The 20,557-nt window shown below is 73.0% G+C and carries 20 protein-coding genes; 10 read left to right on the top strand and 10 right to left on the bottom strand.

What is annotated here, in order from left to right:
• Window positions 1-138: 138 nt before the first annotated feature.
• Window positions 139-1,872, bottom strand: coding sequence for an FAD-dependent monooxygenase (locus IE311_RS35740; RefSeq protein ID WP_189836068.1), 1,734 nt, complete (start codon window positions 1,870-1,872; stop codon window positions 139-141).
• 165 nt (window positions 1,873-2,037) lie between these two features.
• Between IE311_RS35740 and IE311_RS35735 the strand changes: the two genes are divergently transcribed.
• Both IE311_RS35735 and IE311_RS35730 read left to right on the top strand, forming a co-directional pair.
• Window positions 2,038-2,475, top strand: a complete 438-nt coding sequence (locus IE311_RS35735) for a hypothetical protein (protein WP_229902374.1) — start codon at window positions 2,038-2,040, stop codon at window positions 2,473-2,475.
• Window positions 2,476-2,588: 113 nt separating this feature from the next.
• Window positions 2,589-3,071, top strand: a complete 483-nt coding sequence (locus tag IE311_RS35730; RefSeq protein ID WP_189836067.1) for an SAM-dependent methyltransferase — start codon at window positions 2,589-2,591, stop codon at window positions 3,069-3,071.
• Between the two features lie 29 nt (window positions 3,072-3,100).
• On the opposite strand, the gene IE311_RS35725 is transcribed toward IE311_RS35730, so the two are convergent.
• The 4 genes from IE311_RS35725 to IE311_RS35710 all read right to left on the bottom strand — a co-directional run bounded on the left by IE311_RS35725 (window position 3,101) and on the right by IE311_RS35710 (window position 6,250).
• Window positions 3,101-3,547, bottom strand: coding sequence for a MarR family winged helix-turn-helix transcriptional regulator (locus IE311_RS35725; protein WP_189836066.1), 447 nt, complete (start codon window positions 3,545-3,547; stop codon window positions 3,101-3,103).
• On the bottom strand, window positions 3,544-4,062 hold the full coding sequence (locus IE311_RS35720; protein ID WP_189836065.1) for a MarR family winged helix-turn-helix transcriptional regulator: 519 nt from the start codon (window positions 4,060-4,062) through the stop codon (window positions 3,544-3,546). The genes IE311_RS35725 and IE311_RS35720 overlap by 4 nt, the downstream gene beginning before the upstream one ends.
• Before the next feature lie 146 nt (window positions 4,063-4,208).
• Complete coding sequence (locus tag IE311_RS35715) at window positions 4,209-5,549, bottom strand: carboxyl transferase domain-containing protein (RefSeq protein WP_189836070.1); 1,341 nt, start codon at window positions 5,547-5,549, stop codon at window positions 4,209-4,211.
• 242 nt (window positions 5,550-5,791) lie between these two features.
• Complete coding sequence (locus IE311_RS35710) at window positions 5,792-6,250, bottom strand: cyclic nucleotide-binding domain-containing protein (RefSeq protein ID WP_189836064.1); 459 nt, start codon at window positions 6,248-6,250, stop codon at window positions 5,792-5,794.
• A 236-nt stretch (window positions 6,251-6,486) separates the two neighbouring features.
• Here IE311_RS35710 and IE311_RS35705 point away from each other — a divergent pair, with 236 nt between their 5' ends.
• From IE311_RS35705 to IE311_RS35685, 5 genes are all read left to right on the top strand, one after another.
• A complete protein-coding gene (locus IE311_RS35705) occupies window positions 6,487-7,182 on the top strand; it encodes an alpha/beta hydrolase (RefSeq protein ID WP_189836063.1) in 696 nt (231 codons plus the stop codon).
• Between the two features lie 246 nt (window positions 7,183-7,428).
• Window positions 7,429-8,184: an amino acid ABC transporter ATP-binding protein gene (locus IE311_RS35700; protein WP_189836062.1), complete on the top strand. Its 756-nt coding sequence runs from the start codon at window positions 7,429-7,431 to the stop codon at window positions 8,182-8,184.
• Between the two features lie 43 nt (window positions 8,185-8,227).
• Window positions 8,228-9,097, top strand: a complete 870-nt coding sequence (locus IE311_RS35695; protein WP_189836061.1) for a glutamate ABC transporter substrate-binding protein — start codon at window positions 8,228-8,230, stop codon at window positions 9,095-9,097.
• A gap of 10 nt (window positions 9,098-9,107) precedes the next feature.
• Window positions 9,108-9,773 carry an amino acid ABC transporter permease gene (locus tag IE311_RS35690; RefSeq protein WP_189836060.1) on the top strand — a complete coding sequence of 222 codons (666 nt, stop codon included), beginning with the start codon at window positions 9,108-9,110 and terminating at the stop codon, window positions 9,771-9,773.
• Window positions 9,770-10,684, top strand: a complete 915-nt coding sequence (locus IE311_RS35685) for an amino acid ABC transporter permease (protein WP_189836059.1) — start codon at window positions 9,770-9,772, stop codon at window positions 10,682-10,684. The genes IE311_RS35690 and IE311_RS35685 overlap by 4 nt, the downstream gene beginning before the upstream one ends.
• 61 nt (window positions 10,685-10,745) lie before the next feature.
• On the opposite strand, the gene IE311_RS35680 is transcribed toward IE311_RS35685, so the two are convergent.
• Both IE311_RS35680 and IE311_RS35675 read right to left on the bottom strand, forming a co-directional pair.
• Window positions 10,746-11,501, bottom strand: a complete 756-nt coding sequence (locus tag IE311_RS35680) for an anti-sigma factor (RefSeq protein WP_189836058.1) — start codon at window positions 11,499-11,501, stop codon at window positions 10,746-10,748.
• The gene (locus tag IE311_RS35675; RefSeq protein WP_268257229.1) at window positions 11,498-12,082 is read right to left on the bottom strand and encodes a sigma-70 family RNA polymerase sigma factor; all 585 of its coding nucleotides are present in this window, start codon (window positions 12,080-12,082) and stop codon (window positions 11,498-11,500) included. The genes IE311_RS35680 and IE311_RS35675 overlap by 4 nt, the downstream gene beginning before the upstream one ends.
• Before the next feature lie 220 nt (window positions 12,083-12,302).
• Between IE311_RS35675 and IE311_RS35670 the strand changes: the two genes are divergently transcribed.
• Window positions 12,303-12,932 (top strand): fasciclin domain-containing protein, encoded by a 630-nt coding sequence (locus tag IE311_RS35670; RefSeq protein ID WP_189836057.1) that lies wholly within the window; start codon window positions 12,303-12,305, stop codon window positions 12,930-12,932.
• On the opposite strand, the gene IE311_RS35665 is transcribed toward IE311_RS35670, so the two are convergent.
• Both IE311_RS35665 and IE311_RS35660 read right to left on the bottom strand, forming a co-directional pair.
• Window positions 12,925-15,057 (bottom strand): MMPL family transporter, encoded by a 2,133-nt coding sequence (locus IE311_RS35665; protein WP_189836056.1) that lies wholly within the window; start codon window positions 15,055-15,057, stop codon window positions 12,925-12,927. The two genes, IE311_RS35670 and IE311_RS35665, sit on opposite strands and share 8 nt — an antisense overlap.
• A gap of 146 nt (window positions 15,058-15,203) precedes the next feature.
• Window positions 15,204-15,698, bottom strand: coding sequence for a MarR family winged helix-turn-helix transcriptional regulator (locus IE311_RS35660; RefSeq protein WP_189836055.1), 495 nt, complete (start codon window positions 15,696-15,698; stop codon window positions 15,204-15,206).
• A 199-nt stretch (window positions 15,699-15,897) separates the two neighbouring features.
• Between IE311_RS35660 and IE311_RS35655 the strand changes: the two genes are divergently transcribed.
• A complete protein-coding gene (locus tag IE311_RS35655) occupies window positions 15,898-17,679 on the top strand; it encodes an SDR family oxidoreductase (protein WP_189836054.1) in 1,782 nt (593 codons plus the stop codon).
• 270 nt (window positions 17,680-17,949) lie between these two features.
• A complete protein-coding gene (locus IE311_RS35650) occupies window positions 17,950-19,323 on the top strand; it encodes a cryptochrome/photolyase family protein (protein WP_189836053.1) in 1,374 nt (457 codons plus the stop codon).
• Between the two features lie 36 nt (window positions 19,324-19,359).
• Here the strand turns inward: IE311_RS35650 and IE311_RS35645 are convergent, their stop codons facing one another.
• Window positions 19,360-20,349 carry a MerR family transcriptional regulator gene (locus IE311_RS35645; protein WP_189836052.1) on the bottom strand — a complete coding sequence of 330 codons (990 nt, stop codon included), beginning with the start codon at window positions 20,347-20,349 and terminating at the stop codon, window positions 19,360-19,362.
• Between the last annotated feature and the right edge of the window lie 208 nt (window positions 20,350-20,557).

The raw sequence follows: 20,557 nt of genomic DNA, 5'->3' as shown, positions 1-20,557 counted from the left end.
CCCGCTACGACAAACGAGCCCGCCACTACAAAGCCCTGGTCACCATCGCCTGCCTGCGACTATGGCTCCCCAACTGACATTGCGGACACGCCCTAGGGTTCCTCGGTCCACCGCCGGGTCCCGCACCCCGGTCGCTCGTCAGACGGCGGCCGAAGGGTTCCCCAGCGGTACGGACAGCGCCCTGAGGCAGCCGGACAGGGCCGCCGCGGTACCGCCGAGCGGGAACCGGGCGGCGAGCTGCCCGTCGGGACGCACGACGAAGCCGGTGCCGCCGTCGGGGAGATACAGCCGTGCGAACTCCCCGGCGGCGTCGCGGTACGCCGGCACACCGAGATCCGGAGGAGGGGACGGCGGGGTCGACCCGGCGGCATCCGCCCCTGCCGCCCCGGCCCTCCCCGTCGCCCCTTCCGCTGCCCCTTCGGGTGCCTCTTCGGGCAGTACGGCGAGGACGGTGAGGGGCAGCAGCCCGCCGCACGCGCTCGCCTCCGTCGCCGCCGCGGCCAGCTCGGCGCCCTCGGGCCCGTACAGCAGGACCACGTGCCCCGGGTGGCCGCGCAGGACGTCGAGCAGCCGGAACGGGTGGACGGCGATCGGGGTGGTCAGCCCGGTGCAGTCCGGCGCCCGGTCGCCGGGCTGCGGAGCCCCGACCGGCCCGTACGGGACACCGGAGAGCGGACCGTTCCGGTAGCCGACGAGCAGCTGGGCCTCACGGAGGAGCAGGGTCCGCGGATCGTCGGGGTCGGTCTCGAAGCCCTGCGTGGAGTGCCGGACGGTACGGCCGACGACCTCCTCGCCCACCGGGCGGCGTTCCGCGTCGTAGCTGCCGAGCAGCCCCGGTCCGGCCTCGCCCCGCACCACGAGCGCGAGCTTCCAGCCCAGGTTGACGGCGTCCTGGACACCCGTGTTCATCCCCTGAGCGCCCGTCGGCGGATGGATGTGGGCGGCGTCGCCCGCGACGAAGACCCGTCCCTCGCCGTAGCGGTCGACGATGCGATGGCTGATCCGGAAGACCGAGGACCAGCGAAGCCCGGAGAGCCGGGTGGGGCCCGGAGCCAACCGGTCCACCACCGCCTGGAGATGGGACAGGTCGGGGCCCCGCCCGCCGTCGAGACCGTGGGCGACCCCGTCCGGGGCGTTCGCCGGCGCGGTCAGTTCGGGCGGGACCATCATCGACATGCGATAACGCCCGGCTCCGGGCAGCGGGATGCAGACCAGCACGTCGTCGGTGGACCCGTCGGCCCCGCGGTGCTCGGAGCGGAGCGCGTACCCTTCGGGCAGTTCCCAGTCGGACTCGGCCACGACGTCGCCGAGCATGTACGTGGCCGGGAACGCGCCGCCCTCGAACGACAGCCCCAGTGTCTTGCGGACGATGCTGTGCGCTCCGTCGCAGCCGATCAGATAGCGCACCCGCAGCTCCTCGGCGGCCCCCGACGCCGTCCGCAGTTCGGCGGTGACGCCGTCGGGATCCTGGCGGAACGAGACGAGTTCGGTGCCGCGTTCGATGGCCGTCCCGAGTCCCGCGAGGTACTCCTCCAGGAGCCGCTCGGTCTCGTACTGCGGCAGGGCGGCGAACCCGTACGGCACCTCCGGGGGCAGTACGAGGTCGATCCGAGCCGCCTCCCTGCCGTCGACGTAGGTCAGCTGGCCGCGCATGGGGACGGCGGTCTCCAGGACGGCACGGACCAGACCCATCCGGTCCCAGAGCTCCAGGGTGCGCGGCTGGATCCCGACCGCCTTGGCGTACGGGAGCCGGGCGGGCAGCCGGTCGACGAGCCGACAGCTCACCCCGTGTCGGCGCAGCTCGGCGGCGGCGCTCAGGCCGACGGGACCCGCGCCCACGATCAGTACGTCGGTGGTGCCGGTACGCGCCAAGAGGTCCTCCCAGTCGGTCCCAGTCGTCGCCTGTCTCCGGGCGGTTCCCGTATCCCATGGTCGCCCGGGGCGACCTGTTCGGCGAGCCGTGCGGCCGCTGCCGCCCCCGGGCGGGTCGAACCGGTGTGCGGAACCGGACGGAGATGTCCCGCGTCCCTCCCGGACATGACCGAGAACGCCTTGCCCGAGCCCGACGACGTCACGGAGGCTCCCGGAGCCGTGGACGGCGACGACGGCAACGGCAACGACGGCGACGGCGACGACGTCGCCGACGACCGGGCCGAGAGTGCCGTCGGCTGTCTGCTCGCCGTCGCCGGAGTCGCCGTCGCCGGGATCTACGCGCTGCCCCGGGCCGCGTTCAGCATCGAGGGGGGTTTCGAGGCGCACGCCCGGGACTGGAGCGTCATCCTCGTCGAGGTACCGCTGATCCTCCTCGCCGGCCTCCTGGTCCCGCCCATGACCTGGGCGGCGGCGACACGATGGCTGCGCCCCTGGGTGGCGTTCCTGGTGTGCGTCGCCGTGGCCGCGCTCGGCCTCTGGGGTGTCTCGGCCGTGTGGCATCCGCGTCAGGCCCCCGACCCGGGCTACGGGCCCGGCATCTGACGGTCTTTCGACGACGGTCGTTCGAGGACGGCGGTTCGAGGACGGGCTTTCGAGGCGCGATAGCGTCCCCGTCACGGCACCCCTCCGGGGGCGGAGAAGAGGGAGAGGCACCCATGGCGCAGGAGCACAACAGGTCGACCGTCGTCGTGCACCCGGTGGGTCATGTCGTCGGCGGGCGCGACGAGGTGCGGGACGACGACTGGGGCGGTGTCGTGTCGGTCATCAGGCTGGACGCGGAGGCGTTCGGCCCCGAGGCGCTCGCCGGTCTGGACGCCTTCTCGCACCTGGAGGTGGTCTACCACTTCGACCGTGTGCGCCCCGACGCCGTCGAGAGCGGCGCCCGCCACCCGCGCGGCAACGCCGAGTGGCCCCTGGTCGGGATCTTCGCCCAGCGCGGCAAGAACCGTCCGAACCGCATCGGCGTCTCCCGCTGCCGACTGCTCCGCACGGAGGGGCTGGACGTCCATGTGCGGGGCCTGGACGCGGTCGACGGCACGCCGGTCCTCGACATCAAGCCGTACATGACCGAGTTCGGCCCCCAGGGCCCGACCACCCAGCCCGGCTGGGCCGACGAGATCATGCGCCGCTACTACTGACGGGGGGTGGTCGAGTGCCGGACGGAACCTCAGACGCCGGCCAGCTCGGCGTTCGCGCGGTCCGTGACCAGGGCCAGGACCCGGCCCGCGACCGCGAGGTCCTCCTCGGGAATCCCGCCGTACAGCCGGGCGGCGATCCCGGCGCCCTCGGCCGCGGTGCTCTCGTACCGTTCCCGTCCGGCGTCGGTGAGCCGCAGGCGGCCCGCCTCGGCGGGGTCCTCCTCCAGCAGCTTCGCGGCCGTCAGTTCGTCGATCGTGCCGCGTACGACCGAGGCCTCGGTCTTCAGCGAACCGGTGACGTCGCCGACGAGTTCGTCGCGCCCGACGGTCCCGCCCGCGGCCATGACGGCCCGGAGCGTCACACTCTGGTGGAACGTGGTGCCGTGGCGGGCGAGCGCGCGCTCGAGGAGGGCTCGTCCGGCGTGGTGGGCCAGGGCCAGGACCCGGGCGTTGACGGGGGGTGCGGTGGTGGTCATGACTGCTCCTCGTCGTTCTCGGTCTGCGGTTCGGATGGGGCGAGTGGTGCGGATGGGTCGAGTGGTTCGAGAGGTACGTCGAGCAGGGTCGCGAGCTCGCCGGTGAACTGTTCCGTGCGCGGGCTGTCCCGGCCGCCGAGCGGCTCCAGCAGCTGGTCCAGCAGGTCCTGGACCACCGTGATGGCGCTGCGCGTGACGTCGAGCCCCTGCTCGGTGAGCGACAACTGCATGGCGCGGGGGTCGTCCGGGTCCCTGGTGCGGGCGACGAGCCCGGCGGTCTCCAGGGCACGGGCGAGCTTGGACACGTAGAGCGGTTCGAGTCCCGTGTGGTCGGCGAGCCGCCGCTGGCTGGGCCGGAGCCCGGAGCGCGACATGCCGTACAGCGACGCCACCACCACGTACTGGGCATGGGTCAGTCCCAGGGGTGCGACCGCCCGGTCGACGGCGACCCGCCACTTCATCGAGAGGCGCCAGACCAGGAAGCCTGCCGTGGCGCTTTTGGCTGCTGTACTCACGATGGATACAGTACATGGCTACTATGTACATGGCTACTATTTTGTTGCGCGGGGCCGGGGGGCTTCCCGGCACGCAGAACCCGGGGGGTCATGTTCGCCAGGTCCGGGCCGGCGGGCTCAGGATTCGCGGCCTGCTTCCGGACCCCCTAGGGCTCCACGACGCCCCGGGCGACGCCGAGCTCGACGAGGTCCTCCGGGCGCAGCCGGAGTTGGTCCGCCGTCGTGGCGGATTCCTCCGGTGGGCGCTTGAGGATGGACGCGGCCGCCTCCGGGGCGATCACCGAGAAGTAACTGTCGGGCGTGGCCCAGAGGTTGCCGGGGGCGGCGAGGGCGAGCGCCCCGCCCGAGCCGCCCTCCCCGATGAGGAGGGAGGTGAGGGGGACGCGCGCGGAGGCGACGGCGGCGAACAGATCGGCGATCGCCGGGCCCGCGCCCGCGTGTTCCGCCGCAGGGTCGTTGGCCGCCCCCGGGGTGTCGATGAGGGTGAGGACGGGGATGCCCAGCCGGTCGGCGAGCCGGACGAGGCGGGCGGCTGTACGGAAGCCGGCCGGGCGGGTCGCGGTCCCGCACTGCGCCGCGTAGGCGACGGTACGGCCGTCGGGGAGACGGCCGAAGCCGCACCGCATGCCGGGGTCGACGCCGCCGGAGCGGTCTCCGGAGATCTCCTCGCGGTCGGTGAAGTGCGCGTCGAGGTACGCGGCCGCCCGGGGCCGTTCGGGATGCCGGGCGCGCGCCACGGCCTCCCGGCCGCTCGCGGCGGGTGACGCGCCCGCACCGCCGAGCGCCCTCGGCGGTGCCACCGGGCCCTCCGCGGGGCGGGTGAGCAGCGAGAGCCAGTGCCCGAGGGTGGGGCGGAGGACGTCGGGGGCCACGATCGCGTCGATGTGGCCGTGCGCGAGCTGCGCCTCCGCGGTGTACGCGGCGGGGTCGGCGTCCGGCGGCCGGACGCGGGAACCGGCGAAGCCCACCTGGGCGCCGGGCAGCGCGAGGACCACATCCGATCCGGCCCCGAGCGTGGCCCAGCCTCCGCCCGTCGTCGGATCCCGCAGGACGGCGATCTGCGGCAGCCCGGCAGCCCTGGTGAGAGACGACTCCCGTGCCAGGAACTGGAGTTGGAGCAGGGCGCGCATGCCCTCGTGCATCCGGCTGCCGCCGGTGGCGGGCAGGACGACCACGGGCAGCCGCCGTTCCCGGGCCAGCGCGTGGGCGGCGGCGGCCCGCGCGCCCGTCCGCTCCCCGAGGGACCCGCCGAGGAAGCGGAACTCGAAGGAGATCACGACGGCTTCCACCCCGCCGATCCGGCCCGTGCCGCAGACCACGGACTCGGTCTCGCCGGTACGGGCGGAGGCGCGTGCGTGCGTGTCGGAGTAGCCGGGCCAGCCGATCGGCCCGTCGTCCTTCAACGGATCCTCGGAGAAAGGGAGTTCGGCGAAGTCGCCGTCGGTCGCGAGGGCGATCGCCTCGCGTGCCGTCGCCGGATCGCTCATACGGGCCTCGCAGATCGTCGACGGAGTGTGCGGGAGGGGCGAGCCGGGGGCGGGAACCACCCGTCTCACGCCCTCCCACCGTACCGCCCTGCCGCGCGCCGCCCCCGTCGTACCGCCGCAGGGCCACCGAACACCCCTGCACCGCGCGCGAGTCCGCCCGAACCGGATCGCCCGGCACGGCCAACGCGAAGTGACCGCACGCGCCGGCCCCCTCGTAGACGGGTACGAGGGGGCCGGCGCGCTCAGGCCAGGATGCCGCTCCCGTGCGGGGCGTACAGGTCGAGGAGCCGGACCCGGGTCACATGGAGGCGATTCGCGAGGATCGCCCCCACCCAGAACATGACCGAGGCACCGAACTCCGTGTCCGAGCGGCACATCGACCGGACGGCCGGCGCGTCGAACTCGTGCGCCCGCACCGGTGTCATCGCCTCGGCACCCGACTGGCACAGGTAGGGCGGGAACAGCCACGACAGGCCGACCAGCTCCCCGTGGCGCAAGGTCTCGATCACGGGCGCCCCACGGCCGGGCACCTTCGCGTCGAGCGTCACCGCGCCCGTCTTCACGATCCAGAACCGGTCGGCGTGCTGCTGCTCCTCGAACAGCCGGTGACCGGACTCGAAGTACACGTCCTCGGCGAAGGCCATCAAGCGCTCCCGGTGCTCCGGCGGCAACGTGCTGACCTTCGGTGCGGCACTGCTCATGGCGGACCCTCCTCGCGCACTCGGCTCCCACCCCCAGTGTCCGCCAGGCCGCCCCCACGCGCGCGTACGCGGGCCCCGCACCCGGCGGCGGCCGGATCGCGCCCGCCGGTGCGGCCCTTCGCGCACCCGCCCCGGCCGGACATGCGGGCCCCGCACCGCTCCCGTAGCGTGACCACGGGGGTACGGGGAGAGAGCAGGGGCGGGACCCAATTCCTCGCGCAGATCGGTACGGAACCATGGCAGACAAGCCCGCGATCGTCCTCGTCCACGGCTTCTGGGGCGGCGCCGCCCACTGGTCGAAGGTGATCGTCGAACTCCACCGACGCGGTCACGACCGGCTCCACGCCGTCGAGAACCCGCTCACCTCGCTCGCCGACGACGCCGAACGCACCCGCAAGATGGTCAAGCAGGTCGACGGCCCCGTGGTGCTCGTCGGCCACTCGTACGGTGGCGCCGTGATCACCGAGGCGGGCGACCTGCCGAACGTCACCGGCCTCGTCTACATCGCCGCGTTCGCCCCCGACGCCGGGGAGAGCCCCGGGCAGATCAGCCAGGAACACCCCCCTGCCGCCTTCGAGAACATCGCCCCCGACTCCGACGGCTACCTCTGGGTCACGCAGGACAAGTTCCACGACAGCTTCGCCCAGGACTTGACGGAGGAAGAGGCCCTGGTCATGGCCGTGACCCAGAAGGCACCGCTCGCCTCCACCTTCGGCGACAACGTCACCGCCCCGGCCTGGCGGGCCAAGCCCACCTACTACCAGGTCTCCACGGAGGACCGCATGATCCACCCGGACAACGAGCGCCGCATGGCCGCGCGCATGAACCCGCGCAAGACCGTCGAGCTCGACGCGAGCCACGCCTCCCTCGCCTCCCGGCCCCTCGAGGTCTGCGACCTCATCGAGCTGGCCGTACGCGAAACCGGCGCCTGACCGTCCCAGCCCCCGCCCCCGCCCCAGCCCCCGACACGCGCCTGCCCCGCCTCTCCCCGCTCTGGGCCGACCCCCGGCCGGCCCCTGCTCCACCCCGTGACCCCCGGCCCTCGGCCGGGGGTCACCTCGCGAGGCCCCCGCTCACCCTGCGTGCACCCCCTCCGGCGTGCGGGGGCCGGGCGGAGGGCGGAGCATGAACGTGAGGAGGGAGCGGCAAGCGGGGGCCGTGTGAGCCAGGAGGGTGCCATGCCCGTCCCGGAAGGCGGCGACGCGCTCGTCGTGCTGCGCGAGGTCGACAAGCACTTCGGCACCCTGCACGTCCTCCAGTCCATCGACCTGACGATTCACCGCGGCGAGGTCGTGGTGGTCATCGGGCCGTCCGGATCGGGCAAGTCGACGCTCTGCCGGGCGATCAACCGCCTGGAGACCATCGACAAGGGAGAGATCGTCGTGGACGGCCGGCCCCTGCCGGCCGAGGGGCGCGAACTCGCGGCCCTGCGGGCGGACGTCGGCATGGTGTTCCAGTCCTTCAACCTCTTCGCGCACAAGACGGTGCTGGACAACGTCACCCTCGGTCAGATCAAGGTTCGCAAGAAGGACCGGAAGGCGGCGGAGCAGCGCGCCCGCGCCCTGCTGGACCGGGTCGGCGTCGCCTCGCAGGCGGACAAGTACCCGGCCCAGTTGTCCGGCGGCCAGCAGCAGCGCGTGGCGATCGCCCGCGCCCTCGCGATGGATCCGAAGGTGATGCTCTTCGACGAGCCGACCTCCGCGCTCGACCCCGAGATGATCAACGAGGTACTGGAGGTCATGCAGCAACTCGCCCGGGACGGCATGACGATGGTGGTCGTCACCCATGAGATGGGCTTCGCCCGTTCCGCCGCCAACCGCGTGGTCTTCATGGCCGACGGCCGGATCGTCGAGGAGACGACCCCGGACGAGTTCTTCAGCAATCCGCGCAGCGACCGTGCCAAGGACTTCCTGTCCAAGATCCTCCACCACTGAGCCACGGTCGTCGCCCGACCAGCAGCCCCCAGGGGTGATCCTCATGAACACGACCAGGACCGGCAGGGCGACCGTCCGCACCGGCAGGGCCACCGTGGCCGCCGCCGCGGCCGTCGTCCTCTCCCTCACCTCCGCGGGATTCGCGAACGGCGCGACCGGGGCCGTCCCCCGCGACCACAACGGCGAGGAGATCACCATCGGCATCAAGTACGACCAGCCCGGCATCGGCCTGAAGACCCCCGACGGCACCTACACCGGCTTCGACGTCGACGTGGCGACGTACGTCGCCAAGGAGCTCGGCCACGACCCGTCCGACATCGTATGGAAGGAGGCCAAGAGCGCCGACCGGGAGACGCTGCTCCAGCGCGGTGACGTGGACTTCATCGCGGCCTCGTACTCGATCAACGACGAGCGGGCCGAGAAGGTCGACTTCGCCGGGCCGTACCTCCTGGCCCACCAGGATGTCCTGATCCGGGCCGACGACGACTCGATCAAGAAGCCGTCCGACCTGAACAACAAGAAGCTCTGCTCGGTCACCGGCTCGACCTCCGCGCAGAACGTCAAGGACAAGATCGCCCCCGACGCCCAGCTCCAGGAGTACGGCGGCTACTCCGAGTGCCTGACCGGCCTGGAGAACGGGGTGATCGACGCCGTGACCACCGACGACTCGATCCTCGCCGGCTACGCCTCGCAGGCCGAGTTCAAGGACAAGTTCAAGCTCGGCGGCTTCAAGATGAGCAACGAGAACTACGGCATCGGCGTCCAGAAGGGCAGCGAGCTCAAGGCCAAGATCAACACGGCCCTGGAGAAGATGGTCGCCGACGGTTCCTGGGACGCGGCGGTGAAGAAGAACTTCGGCCCCGCGAACTACCAGAACGAACCCGCCCCGAAGATCGGCGTCATCGTCCAGTGAGCAGGCCGTCGTGTTCGACTTCCTTCAGGGGTACGACCTGCTCGGAGCCTTCTGGGTGACGGTGCAGCTCACCGTCTACTCCGCGATCGGCTCCCTGATCTGGGGGACGGTGCTGGCCGCGATGCGCGTCAGCCCCGTCCCTCTGATGCGGGGCTTCGGCACCTGCTACGTCAACATCGTCCGCAACATCCCCCTCACCGTCATCATCGTCTTCACCTCCCTCGGCCTCTTCCAGACCCTCGGGGTCAGCCTGGGCGCCGACAGGTTCACGACGATCAACTTCCGGCTCGCCGTCCTCGGGCTCACCGCCTACACGAGCGCGTTCGTCTGCGAGGCGGTCCGCTCCGGCATCAACACCGTCCCCCTCGGGCAGGTCGAGGCGGCCCGTGCCATCGGGCTCAGCTTCCCGCAGGTGCTGCGCATCATCGTGCTCCCGCAGGCCTTTCGCTCCGTCGTCGGCCCGCTCGCCAGCGTCCTCATCGCCCTCACCAAGAACACCACCGTGGCCGCCGCCATCGGCGTCGCCGAAGCGGCCCTGCTGATGCGCGAGATGATCGAGAACGAGGCCCAACTCATCCTCATCTCCGCGATCTTCGCCGTCGGCTTCCTCTGTCTCACCCTGCCCACCGGGTTGTTCCTCGGCTGGGTGGCCAAGAAGGTGGCGGTGAAACGGTGAAGAGCAAGCCCACGGTCCTCTACGACGTCCCCGGGCCGCGCGCCCGGCGGCGCAACCTCCTCTGGACGCTGTTGTTCGTGGTCGCCATCGCCGCCGTGGTGTGGTGGGTCATGGCGAGCCTCGCCGAGAAGAACCAACTCGAATGGGCCAAGTGGGCGCCCTTCTTCACCGACGCCCGGCTCTGGGAGACGTACATCCTCCCCGCCCTCAAGAACACCGTGATCGCCTCCGCGCTCGCCATGGTGATCGCCCTGCCCCTCGGCGCCTTCCTCGGCATCTCCCGCCTCTCCGAGCACCGCTGGGTGCGCGGCGCGGCCGGCACCGTCGTCGAGTTCTTCCGGGCCATCCCGGTCCTGATCCTCATGCTCTTCGCCGACGCCGCCTACTCCGAGTTCACCGACATCAGTCCGGACGTCCGCCCGCTGTACGCCGTCGTCACCGGCCTCGTCCTCTACAACGCCTCCGTGCTCGCCGAGGTCGTCCGCGCCGGCATCCTCTCCCTGCCCAGCGGCCAGACCGACGCGGCGAAGGCCATCGGCATGCGCAAGGGCCAGACCATGACGTACGTCCTGCTCCCGCAGGCGGTCACCGCCATGCTGCCCGCTCTCGTCAGCCAGCTCGTCGTCATCGTCAAGGACACCGCCCTCGGCGGCGCGATGCTCGGCTTCTCCGAACTCCTTGCCTCCGTCCGCCCGATGAGCGCCAACTACGGAGCCAACACGATCGCCTGCTTCACCGTCGTCGCCGTGATCTTCGTGCTCCTCAACTTCGCCCTCACCACCTTCGCCTCCCGGCTCGAAGGCCGGCTGCGGCGCGGCAAGAGGTCCACGGGAGCGGTCGTCGGCGCGGGAGCCGTGGAGGAACTGGCCACGCCGGGCGAACACCTGGGTCCGACCGACGAGACGAAATAGCCGCCCGCGGAGAGCCGAACGCGCGGGGGAGCGGGGACACGCACGCGTGTCCCCGCTCCGCTCAGGCCGTGGGGAGCGCGAGGAGCGCCACCGGCGCGGAGGTCGGGCTCGGCGAACCACCGGCCGGTTCGACGGTGACCCCCACCCCCGAAGCCCCGTCCACCGGACCTTCGAGGAGAGTCGCCCCGGCTGTCGCTCCGACGTCCATCAGCCCGGCGGACCGCATGGCTCCTCCGTCGTCGTACCAGAGCTGGTAGACCTTGCCGGGCGGGGGCGGCGCCATCCCGGAGGCGGCGAACACCGCCCGGTCGAGCGAGGCCGAGACGACGACCGTACCCACGGCGCCCCCGTCGATCCGGCTGGTGGAGACCCGGGCGTCCGGGGCGGCCAGGACCTCGGCGACGGCGTCGTTCGCCTGGCGCGCGCGGGCCGTCTCCTGCCGCGCGTCCTCGGCGAGACCGTGCTGCCGGACCGCGACACCGCCGAGCCCCGCGGCCGCGGCGATACAGGCCGCCAGCGCCCAGTGCGACCACCGGTGGAAGCCGCGCCGCCCGTTCCGGATCCGCGCCGCCCTCGTGGTCGGCGGCGGTTCCTGGCGTACGGTCGCGATCCGCTCCAGCACTCCCGAACGCAGCGTGGCGGGCGTCGGAACCGCCACGGCGGCACCGAGCCGGGCCACGGTCTCGGCGAACTCCAGGACCTCCTGGGCACACGACGGGCACTCCGCCAGATGGCGCCGGACGGCCTCGTGCTCCTCGGAGTCCAGTGCGTCGAGCGCGTAGGCGCCGGTCAGCGTGTGCGGATCGACGGCGTTCACACGCCCACCCCCAGACAGTCCCGGAGCCGGATGAGCCCGTCGCGCATACGCGCCTTGACGGTGCCCAGCGGCACGCTCAGAAGTTCCGCGACCTCGCGGTAGGTGAGACCGCGGTAGTACGCCAGGGTCACCGACTGGCGCTGCAGCTCGGTGAGACCACGCAGACAGCGCCGGACCTGCTCCCGCTCCAGCCGGCCCTCCACCTGCTCCACCACCTCGTCGTAGGCGGCCGTGTGCTCCAGGAGCGCCACCCGCTTCTCACGGTTCGACGCCGCCTGCTCGGAGCGCACCCGGTCGACGGCCCTGCGGTGCGCGAGCGTCAGGACCCAGGTCATCACCGACCCCCGCGAGGGCTGGTAGCGGGCCGCGGTCCGCCACACCTCGACCAGTACCTCCTGGGCGACCTCCTCCGACTGGGCGGAGTCCCGCAGCACGGTGCGGACGAGGCCCAGCACCGGCCCGGACACGGCCTCGAAGACGGCCGTGAAGGCCTGTTGGTCACCGAGCGCCACGCGCCCCATCAGCTCGGGCAGATCCGGAGCCGCGGGCCGGACACCGCCGATCCACACGTTCTCTGTCACCGGCGAATTCCTCCAGGAACGACTTGGGTACGTGAGGGATTCGAAGCCGATCGCCCGGCGGACGGGTCGCGTCGCAGGTTTTTCCGCGCGGCCCCGCCCGCCGGGCGGGTCGGCCGGTCCTCATCACTCATTCGGGTTCACGGAGGCATCCGGACGCGGCCGCGCACCGAATGACTGGTGCGGGTCGCCGACCGGTGGACCCCAGGCCCCAGGAGTGATCATGAACACCCAGACCTACCGTCGTGCCGCCGTCGCCGTGACCGCCGCCGTGCTGTTGCCGCTGGGCCTGACCGCCTGTTCGGCCGAGGCGAGCGGTGACGGAGCGGCGGCCCCGGCGGCGGCCTCCTCGCAGTCGGCCACGACCGCCGCGGCCGCCGACGGCCCCTTCGGCCCCGGGTGTGCCTCGGTGCCGAAGGAGGGTGCCGGCTCCTTCGACGGGATGGCGAAGGACCCGGTGGCCACGGCCGCGTCGAACAACCCCGAACTGTCCACGCTGGTCACGGCCGTCAAGCAGGCCGGCCTCGTCGACACGCTGAACAACGCGGAGAACATCACGGTGTTCGCGCCGACCGACGCCGCCTTCGCCAAGATCCCGAAGGCCGACCTGGACAAGGTCCTCGCCGACAAGGCGATGCTGACGGACATCCTCACGTACCACGTCGTGGGCGAGAAGCTGACCCCGAAGCAGCTGGAGAACGGCTCCTTCGAGACCCTCCAGAAGAGCAGGCTGACCACCGAGGGCTCCGGGGAGTCCTTCACGGTCAACGACTCCGCGAAGGTGGTCTGCGGCAACGTCCCCACCGCCAACGCCACGGTCTACATCATCGACACCGTGCTGATGCCTAAGTAGGCCCGGCACCCTCCCGAGCGGTATCGCCGTTCTCCCGCCCCGTCGCGCCCCGGCTGAGCCTGCCCGGCCACCACGCGACGGGGCCGAGGTCCCGTACGAGGGCCGGGACGAGCAGCGAACGGACGACGAGGGTGTCCAGGAGGACGCCGAACGCCACGATGAAGGCGATCTGCACCAGGAAGGCGAGGGGAATGACGCCCAGCGCCGCGAACGTGGCGGCCAGCACCACACCGGCGGACGTGATGACCCCGCCGGTCGCCGTCAGCCCGCGCAGCACACCCTCGCGGACCCCGTGCCGCAGCGACTCCTCCCGGACCCGGGACATCAGGAAGATGTTGTAGTCGACGCCCAGCGCGACCAGGAACACGAATCCGTACAGCGGGACCGAGGAGTCCGTGCCGCTGAAGCCGAAGACGTACCGGAAGACCAGGGCCGAGACGCCGAGGGTGGCGAAGAAGTTCAGGGCCACGGTGACCACGAGCAGCAGCGGCATCAGGACGGAGCGGAGGAGGCCGATGAGGATCGCGAGGATGACGGCGAGCACCACCGGCACGATCAGCATCCGGTCCCGCTCGGCGGTCCGCTGGGTGTCGTACCGCTGCGCCGTGTAGCCGCCGACGAGAGCGTCCGCCCCCGGCACCGCGTGCACGGACGTGCGGAGCCGGGCGACCGCCGCCTTCGCCGCGTCGCTGTCGGCGGCGTCGGTCAGGGTGACGTCGATCCGGACCCGTCCGTCGACGACCAGCGGCGCTCCGGCCCCCGGGCGGCCGGAGGCGGTGACGGCGGTGGCCGAGTCCACCCCCTCGACGCGCTCGGCCGCGGCGGTCACCTCGGCCGCCGTGTCCGCGTCGGCGATGACGATCGCCGGGTTGCCGGCGCCGGCGGGGAAGTGACGTCCGAGCTGCTCCTGCGCGGCGACGGACGGGGCGTCGTTCACGAAGATCTCGTCGAGCGGAACCCCCTTGGACTCCAGGACCGGGGCGAAGGCGGCGCAGGCGAGAAGCCCGGCGAGCGTCGCCGCCCACACCTTGCGCGGGGCGCGGTCCACCAGCGCGGCCACGCGACGCCAGATGCTGTGACCGCCGCCCCCGGCCTCGGAGGCCTGCGGCCGGGAGGGCCAGTACGCGGCGCGGCCGAGCAGGACCAGGACGGCGGGCAGGAAGGTCAGCGTGCTCAGCACGGCGCAGACGATGCCGATGGCGCCCACCGGGCCGAGGGCCCGGTTGTTCGTCAGATCGCTGAAGAGCAGCGCCAGCAGGGCGAGCGCCACGGTGGCCGCGCTGGCCGTGATGGGCCCGGCGGACTGGCGCAGCGCCGCGCGCATGGCCGGGACACGCTCTCCGTCACGTCCGGCGAGCTCCTCGCGGTAGCGGGCCGCGAGGAGCAGGGCGTAGTCGGTGGCGGCGCCGATGACGAGGATCGAGAGGATGCCCTGGACCTGTCCGTCGACCCGGACGATGTCGTGGTCGGCGAGCACGTACACGATGGCGCAGGCGAGGGCGAGCGAGAGCACCGCGCCGACGATGATGATCAACGGCAGCAGCACACTGCGGTACACCAGCAGCAGGATGAGCAGCACCGTGACCAGCGCGACCGCGAGCAGCAGCCCGTCGATGCCCGCGAAGGCGTCCGACAGGTCGGCCTGGGTGGCGGCGGGACCCGCGAGCCATACGGTCGTCCCGGGCACCGAGGAGGCCGCCGTGTCGATCCTCTGGAGTGTGGGCGTCAGCTCCTCGCCGAGGTCGGGGCGGAGCTGTACGACTCCGCGCAGCGCCTCTCCGTCCTCGGAGGGGAGGGCCGGGGTCGGCGTGCCGACGACGCCGGGCTGCCCGGTGAGCGTGGCCAGCGCGCGGGTGGCGGCGGCCCGGGTCTCGGGGTCGACCGGTCCGCCGCCCGGTGACGTCCAGACGACGAGGGCGGGAAGGGTCTCGTCCTGGCGGAAGGCCCGCTGGGCCTCGATCACCCGGGTGGATTCGGCGCTGCGGGGGAGGAAGGCGGCCTGATCGTTGGTGGCCACCTCGCCGAGCTTCCCCGCGTACGGGCCGAGGCCGCCGCCGACGGCGAGCCAGAGGACGAGCAGGACGAGGGGCAGCAGACGGGCGGCCCTTCGTGTGAGGCGGGGCATGCGGACTCCAGGGAGGGGTCTCTCGATACGGAATCAAGTATCTCAAGGAGAAAGTATCTCAATGATTGAGAGAGATTGAAGCACGGCGCGGCCGTACACGGTGCCATGGGGTGGCGAGAGCGCGCGACGGCGCGCCGGACGCCCGGTCAGCGGCGGGGGACCTGCAGGTCGCCGAGTTCCTCGTTCAGCGCGTCCAGGAAACGCACCGCCGCCGCGAGCTCCTCCGCATCGAACCGCAGCCGGGCCCGCTCCGCCGCCTGCGCCAGCGGCATGAAGTAGCTGCGTGCGGCGGCCTTCGCGCCCTCCACGTAATGCACATGGACGACCCGGCGATCGGCGCTCTCGCGGGAGCGGCGGATGTGCCCGGCCCGCTCGAGCCGGTCGAGACAGGCCGTGACCGCCCCCGAGGTCAGCCCCAGATGCTCCCGCAGGCGGCCCGGCGTCAGCGGCTCCGGGCTGTCCAGGACGACCGAGAGCGCCTGCACGTCCGTGGGATGCAGCCCCTGCGAAGCCGCGAAACCATGGACCAGACGGTTGATCTCACCGTTCGTCCGCCGCAGCGCGCGAGCGAAACTCAGCGCATCACCCGGAGCGCGCCCGGGCGCGGTTCCACCGGTCTCGGATCCCTCTGTACTGGCCACACGATCAGCCTATAGAAACCGGCCCGTGCATCCGCAGCGGCGGCACCCGCGGAAGAGAAAGCGGCCACACCCCTGGGAGAGAACGGAGAAACGGGAAGCAGTGAACCGAGGGAACGGCCGGCCGGCGGGGGAGCACGGCACCGTCTCCGGCACCCTCCCCGACAGCGGCACCCTCCCGACAGCGGAACGGAGCAGATTCATGAGCGACGCGTCGGCGCACGAGCCCCACGAGACCCGTGAGACGCCCGAGACCCGCGAGACACCTGAGTCTCGTGAGACGCCCGAGACCCGCAAGGCCCACGAGACCCGTGAGACACCCGAGGCGCGCGAGACCCCGGGCCCGCTGTGTCTTGTCACCGGCGCCAGCGGCTACATCGGCGGGCGTCTCGTCCCCGAGCTCCTGGAGGCCGGGTTCCGGGTGCGGTGCCTGGCCCGTACCCCCGCGAAACTCCGGGACCACCCCTGGGCCGGGGAGGTGGAGATCGTCCGGGGCGACGTCACCGACGCCGAGACCCTCGCGCCCGCCTTCCGCGACGTCGACGTCGCGTACTACCTGGTGCACGCCCTGGGCGCCGGACGCGGCTTCGAACGCACCGACCGCGCCGGGGCACGGACCTTCGCCGAACAGGCCCGGGAGGCCGGAGTCGGCCGCATCGTCTACCTCGGCGGCCTCACGCCCCGCGGAGTCCCCGACAGCGAGCTCTCGCCGCATCTGCGCTCACGGGCCGAGGTGGGACGCATCCTCCTGGAATCCGGGGTCCCCACCACGGTGCTCCGCGCCGCCGTCATCATCGGTTCCGGCTCCGCCTCTTTCGAGATGCTCCGCTACCTCACCGAACGCCTGCCCGTGATGGTCACCCCGAGCTGGGTCCGCACCCGGATCCAGCCGATCGCCGTCCGGGACGTCCTGCGCTACCTGGTCGGCAGCGCGCGGATGCCGCCGGAGGTCAGCCGGGCCTTCGACATCGGCGGCCCCGACATCCTCACGTACCTCGGCATGATGCGCCGCTACGCCGCCGTCGCGGGGCTGCCCCGGCGGCTCATCTTCCCCGTGCCGGTCCTCACCCCGCGTCTGTCCAGCCACTGGGTCGGACTGGTCACCCCGGTGCCCCGGTCCATCGCCCGTCCCCTCGCGGAGTCCCTCCGGTACGAGGTCGTCTGCGACGAGCACGACATCGCCGACTGGGTGCCCGACCCGCCCGACGCCCCCCTCGGATTCGACCGGGCGCTCGCACTCGCCCTGCAGAGGGTCCGCGAGGCCCGGATCATCACCCGCTGGTCCTCCGCGTCCGTGCCCGGCGCCCCGAGCGATCCCCTGCCGACCGACCCCGACTGGGCGGGCGGCAGCCTCTACACCGACGAGCGCGAGCTCACCGTCGGCGCGTCGCCGCAGGCGCTGTGGAAGGTCGTCGAGGGCATCGGCGGGGAGAACGGGTGGTACTCCTTCCCCCTGGCCTGGGCCGTCCGCGGCTGGCTCGACCGGCTCGTCGGAGGCGTCGGTCTGCGCCGTGGCCGGCGTGACGCCCTGCACCTGAGAGCCGGCGACTCGCTGGACTTCTGGCGGGTGGAGGACATCGAACGGGGCCGGCTGCTGCGTCTGCGCGCCGAGATGAGGCTCCCCGGACTGGCCTGGCTGGAGATGTACGCCGAGCGCGACGGCGACGGGGCGACCCGCTACCGCCAGCGGGCCCTGTTCCACCCGCACGGCCTGGCCGGTCACGCCTACTGGTGGAGCATCTCGCCGTTCCACGCCGTGGTCTTCGGCGGAATGGCCCGCAACATCGCGCTGACGGCGGAGGCGAGCGAGGCTGAAGGGACGGCCGGTGAGGTCGGGGTCACCAGGACGGGCAGGGCGCCCGGGGCCACCGGGACGGGCGGGATGGCCGCAGCGGCCGGGCCGACGGGCAGCGCTGCCTCCGGACACCGCTCCCCCTCCCCGGGCCGCCCCCGGCCCGACACCGGGCCGCACCAGGGCCTGTGAAGGACCGGGGAGGTACGGGGGGAGGGCGAGGCCCGGGGGGAGGGCGGGCCGACCGGGCGCCGCGGAGGGACCCGGGAGCGGGCCGGGCACGGTGGACCCGGACAGCCGGGCCGGCCGCCGCGGCGACCCCCGGGAGCTCCTCGTCGTCCCCGCCTCCCGCCGACTGCATCCGGCGCGCCCCCCTGGGGCGAATGCCTCGGCACGTCAGTACAGCGACCACCGGGCCGGCGTCTCCGAGCCGGCCGGTGACCCCATGCCAGGAGCGGTGCCATGAACGTCTCGGTCGTCCTGTTCACCTCGGACCTCCGCGTCCACGACCATCCGCCCCTGCGTGCCGCGCTGGGCCGGGGGAACGAGGTGGTCCCCCTGTTCGTACGGGATCCGGCCGTGGCCCGCGCGGGCCGCGCGGCACCGAACCGGGACGCCTTCCTCGCGGACTGTCTCACGGCTCTCGACGCCGGACTGCGCGAGCGCGGCGGGCGGCTCGTGGTGCGCTCGGGCGACCCCGTCGACGAGGTGTGCGCCGTCGTGAAGGAGGCCGACGCCGACGACGTCCACATGGCGGCGGGCTGCAGCGGGTTCGCCCGGCGACGCGAGGACCGGCTGCGCCGCGCCCTCGAAGCGGACGGGCGACGCCTGTACGTCCACGACGCCGTCGTCACCGCGCTGCCCACCGGCGCCGTGACGCCGGACGGTTCGGACCACTACGCGGTCTTCACCCCCTACTTCCGGCGCTGGTCGCGCGAGCGGCTGCGCGAGCCGCTCGCGGCGCCGCGCGTGGTCCGGACACCCGAGAGGATCCGCTCGGAGGACGTGCCGGCCCGCGCGGACGTCCCGGCCGTCTCCGAGGGCCTCGCCGCCGGCGGCGAGAAGGAGGGGCGGGGCCTGCTCACCGCATGGCTTGCGCGCGGCGCCGACTCGTACGAGGAAGGCCACGACGACCTCGCGGGCGACGCGACGTCCCGCCTCTCGCCGTACCTCCACTTCGGTGCCGTCTCGGCCGCCGAGGTGGTCCACCGTGCCCGGTCGCGCGGCGGGGCGGGCGCCGAGGCCTTCGTACGCCAGCTCTGCTGGCGCGACTTCCACCACCAGGTCCTCGCCGCGCGCCCCGACGCCGCCGCGGGCGACTACCGCACCCGCCACGACCGCTGGCGGCGCGGGAAGGACGCGGACGCCGACCTCCTGGCGTGGCGGGAGGGCCGCACCGGCTACCCCGTCGTCGACGCCGCGATGCGCCAGCTCGCCCACGAGGGCTGGATGCACAACCGGGGGCGGCTGCTCACCGCCTCGTTCCTGACCAAGACGCTGTACATCGACTGGCGCGAGGGGGCGCGGCACTTCATGGAACTGCTGGTCGACGGCGATCTCGCCAACAACCAGCTCAACTGGCAGTGGATGGCGGGCACGGGCACCGACAGCCGCCCCAACCGGGTGCTCAACCCGGTGATCCAGGGCAAGCGGTACGACCCCGACGGCGCCTACGTACGGCGATGGGTACCGGAACTCGCCGGACTCGAGGGCCCCGCGGTCCACGAGCCCTGGAAACTGACCGGCCTCGAACGGGCCCGCCACGACTACCCCGACCCCGTGGTCGAACTCGCCGACGGGCTCGCCCGCTTCCGGCACGCCCGCGGCCAGGACTGAGACGGAGCCCCGGGACCGAGCAGCGCGGTGCGCGGTTCAGGACCCGGCCGCCGGGACGGCCGGCCCTTCGCCGCCCCGCGCCGCCGTACAGATGCCTCGCAGCAGGGACAGGGCCTCCCGCAGACCGACGGGCCGCAGCATCCCCGGCCCGGGAGTCCGGCCCGCCCAGCCCGGCCCCGCGAGCAGCACCGTCGTCCTGGTCCGGGCGCCCCTCACGCCCCACGAGGTGTCGGCGACGTGACGTGCCAGCGGGTGGTGTGCCGTGGAGCGGGCCTGCGCCCACAGCACGACGGCGGAGGGACCGGTCCTCCGTACCGCCTGGTCGAGGGCCTCCGGCGGCACGGCCGCCCCGAACATCAGGGTGGGCACCCCGAGTTCGGCGAGTCCCGCGGCCAGTGCCTCCAGCGGCAGGGTGTGCTGCTCGTTGGGCACACAGGCGAGCAGCACCGGGGAAGTGCCGGCCTCCGGGAGCCCCGCGGACCCCGCCGCGCCGACCCGGCGCAGCGCCGTCGACACATGCCAGGAGAGCAGGTGCTCCACCTCGACGTAGCGGTCCTCCGAGGTCTCCCACTTGCGGCCCACCGCGTGCAGGGCCGGCGCCATCACCTCCTCCCAGGCGGCCACCAGGCCGTGCCGGGCGACCGCGGACTCCAGGAGCTCGTCCATGGCCTCGGAGTCGAGCCTGAGGGCGGCGCGGCCCAGCCCCCGCAGCTCCCGTCGCACGTCGCCCAGGGCCGGTTCCCTGGCCGTCCGGCCGGCGGGGACCTCCTCGGCGGCGGGCGCGGCCGTCGCGGCCCCGGCCAGGGCGGCGCGGGCCGCCTCCGCCGGGGGGACGCCGGACGCCGTCAGCCGGCACATCTCCTGCAGTACGGCGATGTCGCCGGGAGCCCATCGCCGGTGCCGGCCGCTCTCATGGGCCGTGGGGCCGATGCCGTAGCGCCGGTCCCAGGAGCGCAGGGTGGTGGGCGCGACACCCAGCCGGCGCGCGACCGCGCCGCTGGTGAGACCCGGCGAAGGTTCGGTCATGAAGCCCACGATACGACGCACGACCGATGCGAATGACGCGGCCCGTTGCCACCGGGGCACCGTGAGGAGTCACGCCCGGCGCGGTCTCGACGGGCTGCCGCGCTCGCCGGGCGAGGACTGGCGCGTGCGCGCGAGCCGGGCGCCTGCGGACGCCACCGGGGGCCCGGGCCCCGCGCCGCCCGGGCGATGTCCGGCGAACGCCGCCCGG

This window comes from Streptomyces zaomyceticus (assembly GCF_014656215.1).
GTDB classification, from domain to species: domain Bacteria; phylum Actinomycetota; class Actinomycetes; order Streptomycetales; family Streptomycetaceae; genus Streptomyces; species Streptomyces zaomyceticus.
The sequence above is the reverse complement of the archived record's forward strand: the minus strand, read 5'-3'. Positions and strand labels throughout refer to the sequence as shown.

Bases quoted from the DNA above. Each gene is read 5' to 3' on its own strand.
- IE311_RS35670 (WP_189836057.1), top strand. From the start codon at position 12,303: ATGAACACCCAGACCTACCGTCGTGCCGCCGTCGCCGTGACCGCCGCC.
- IE311_RS35705 (WP_189836063.1), top strand. From the start codon at position 6,487: ATGGCAGACAAGCCCGCGATCGTCCTCGTCCACGGCTTCTGGGGCGGC.
- IE311_RS35650 (WP_189836053.1), top strand. From the start codon at position 17,950: ATGAACGTCTCGGTCGTCCTGTTCACCTCGGACCTCCGCGTCCACGAC.
- IE311_RS35710 (WP_189836064.1), bottom strand. From the start codon at position 6,250: ATGAGCAGTGCCGCACCGAAGGTCAGCACGTTGCCGCCGGAGCACCGG.
- IE311_RS35695 (WP_189836061.1), top strand. From the start codon at position 8,228: ATGAACACGACCAGGACCGGCAGGGCGACCGTCCGCACCGGCAGGGCC.
- IE311_RS35730 (WP_189836067.1), top strand. From the start codon at position 2,589: ATGGCGCAGGAGCACAACAGGTCGACCGTCGTCGTGCACCCGGTGGGT.
- IE311_RS35700 (WP_189836062.1), top strand. From the start codon at position 7,429: ATGCCCGTCCCGGAAGGCGGCGACGCGCTCGTCGTGCTGCGCGAGGTC.
- IE311_RS35735 (WP_229902374.1), top strand. From the start codon at position 2,038: ATGACCGAGAACGCCTTGCCCGAGCCCGACGACGTCACGGAGGCTCCC.
- IE311_RS35655 (WP_189836054.1), top strand. From the start codon at position 15,898: ATGAGCGACGCGTCGGCGCACGAGCCCCACGAGACCCGTGAGACGCCC.
- IE311_RS35725 (WP_189836066.1), bottom strand. From the start codon at position 3,547: ATGACCACCACCGCACCCCCCGTCAACGCCCGGGTCCTGGCCCTGGCC.
- IE311_RS35665 (WP_189836056.1), bottom strand. From the start codon at position 15,057: ATGCCCCGCCTCACACGAAGGGCCGCCCGTCTGCTGCCCCTCGTCCTG.
- IE311_RS35645 (WP_189836052.1), bottom strand. From the start codon at position 20,349: ATGACCGAACCTTCGCCGGGTCTCACCAGCGGCGCGGTCGCGCGCCGG.
- IE311_RS35715 (WP_189836070.1), bottom strand. From the start codon at position 5,549: ATGAGCGATCCGGCGACGGCACGCGAGGCGATCGCCCTCGCGACCGAC.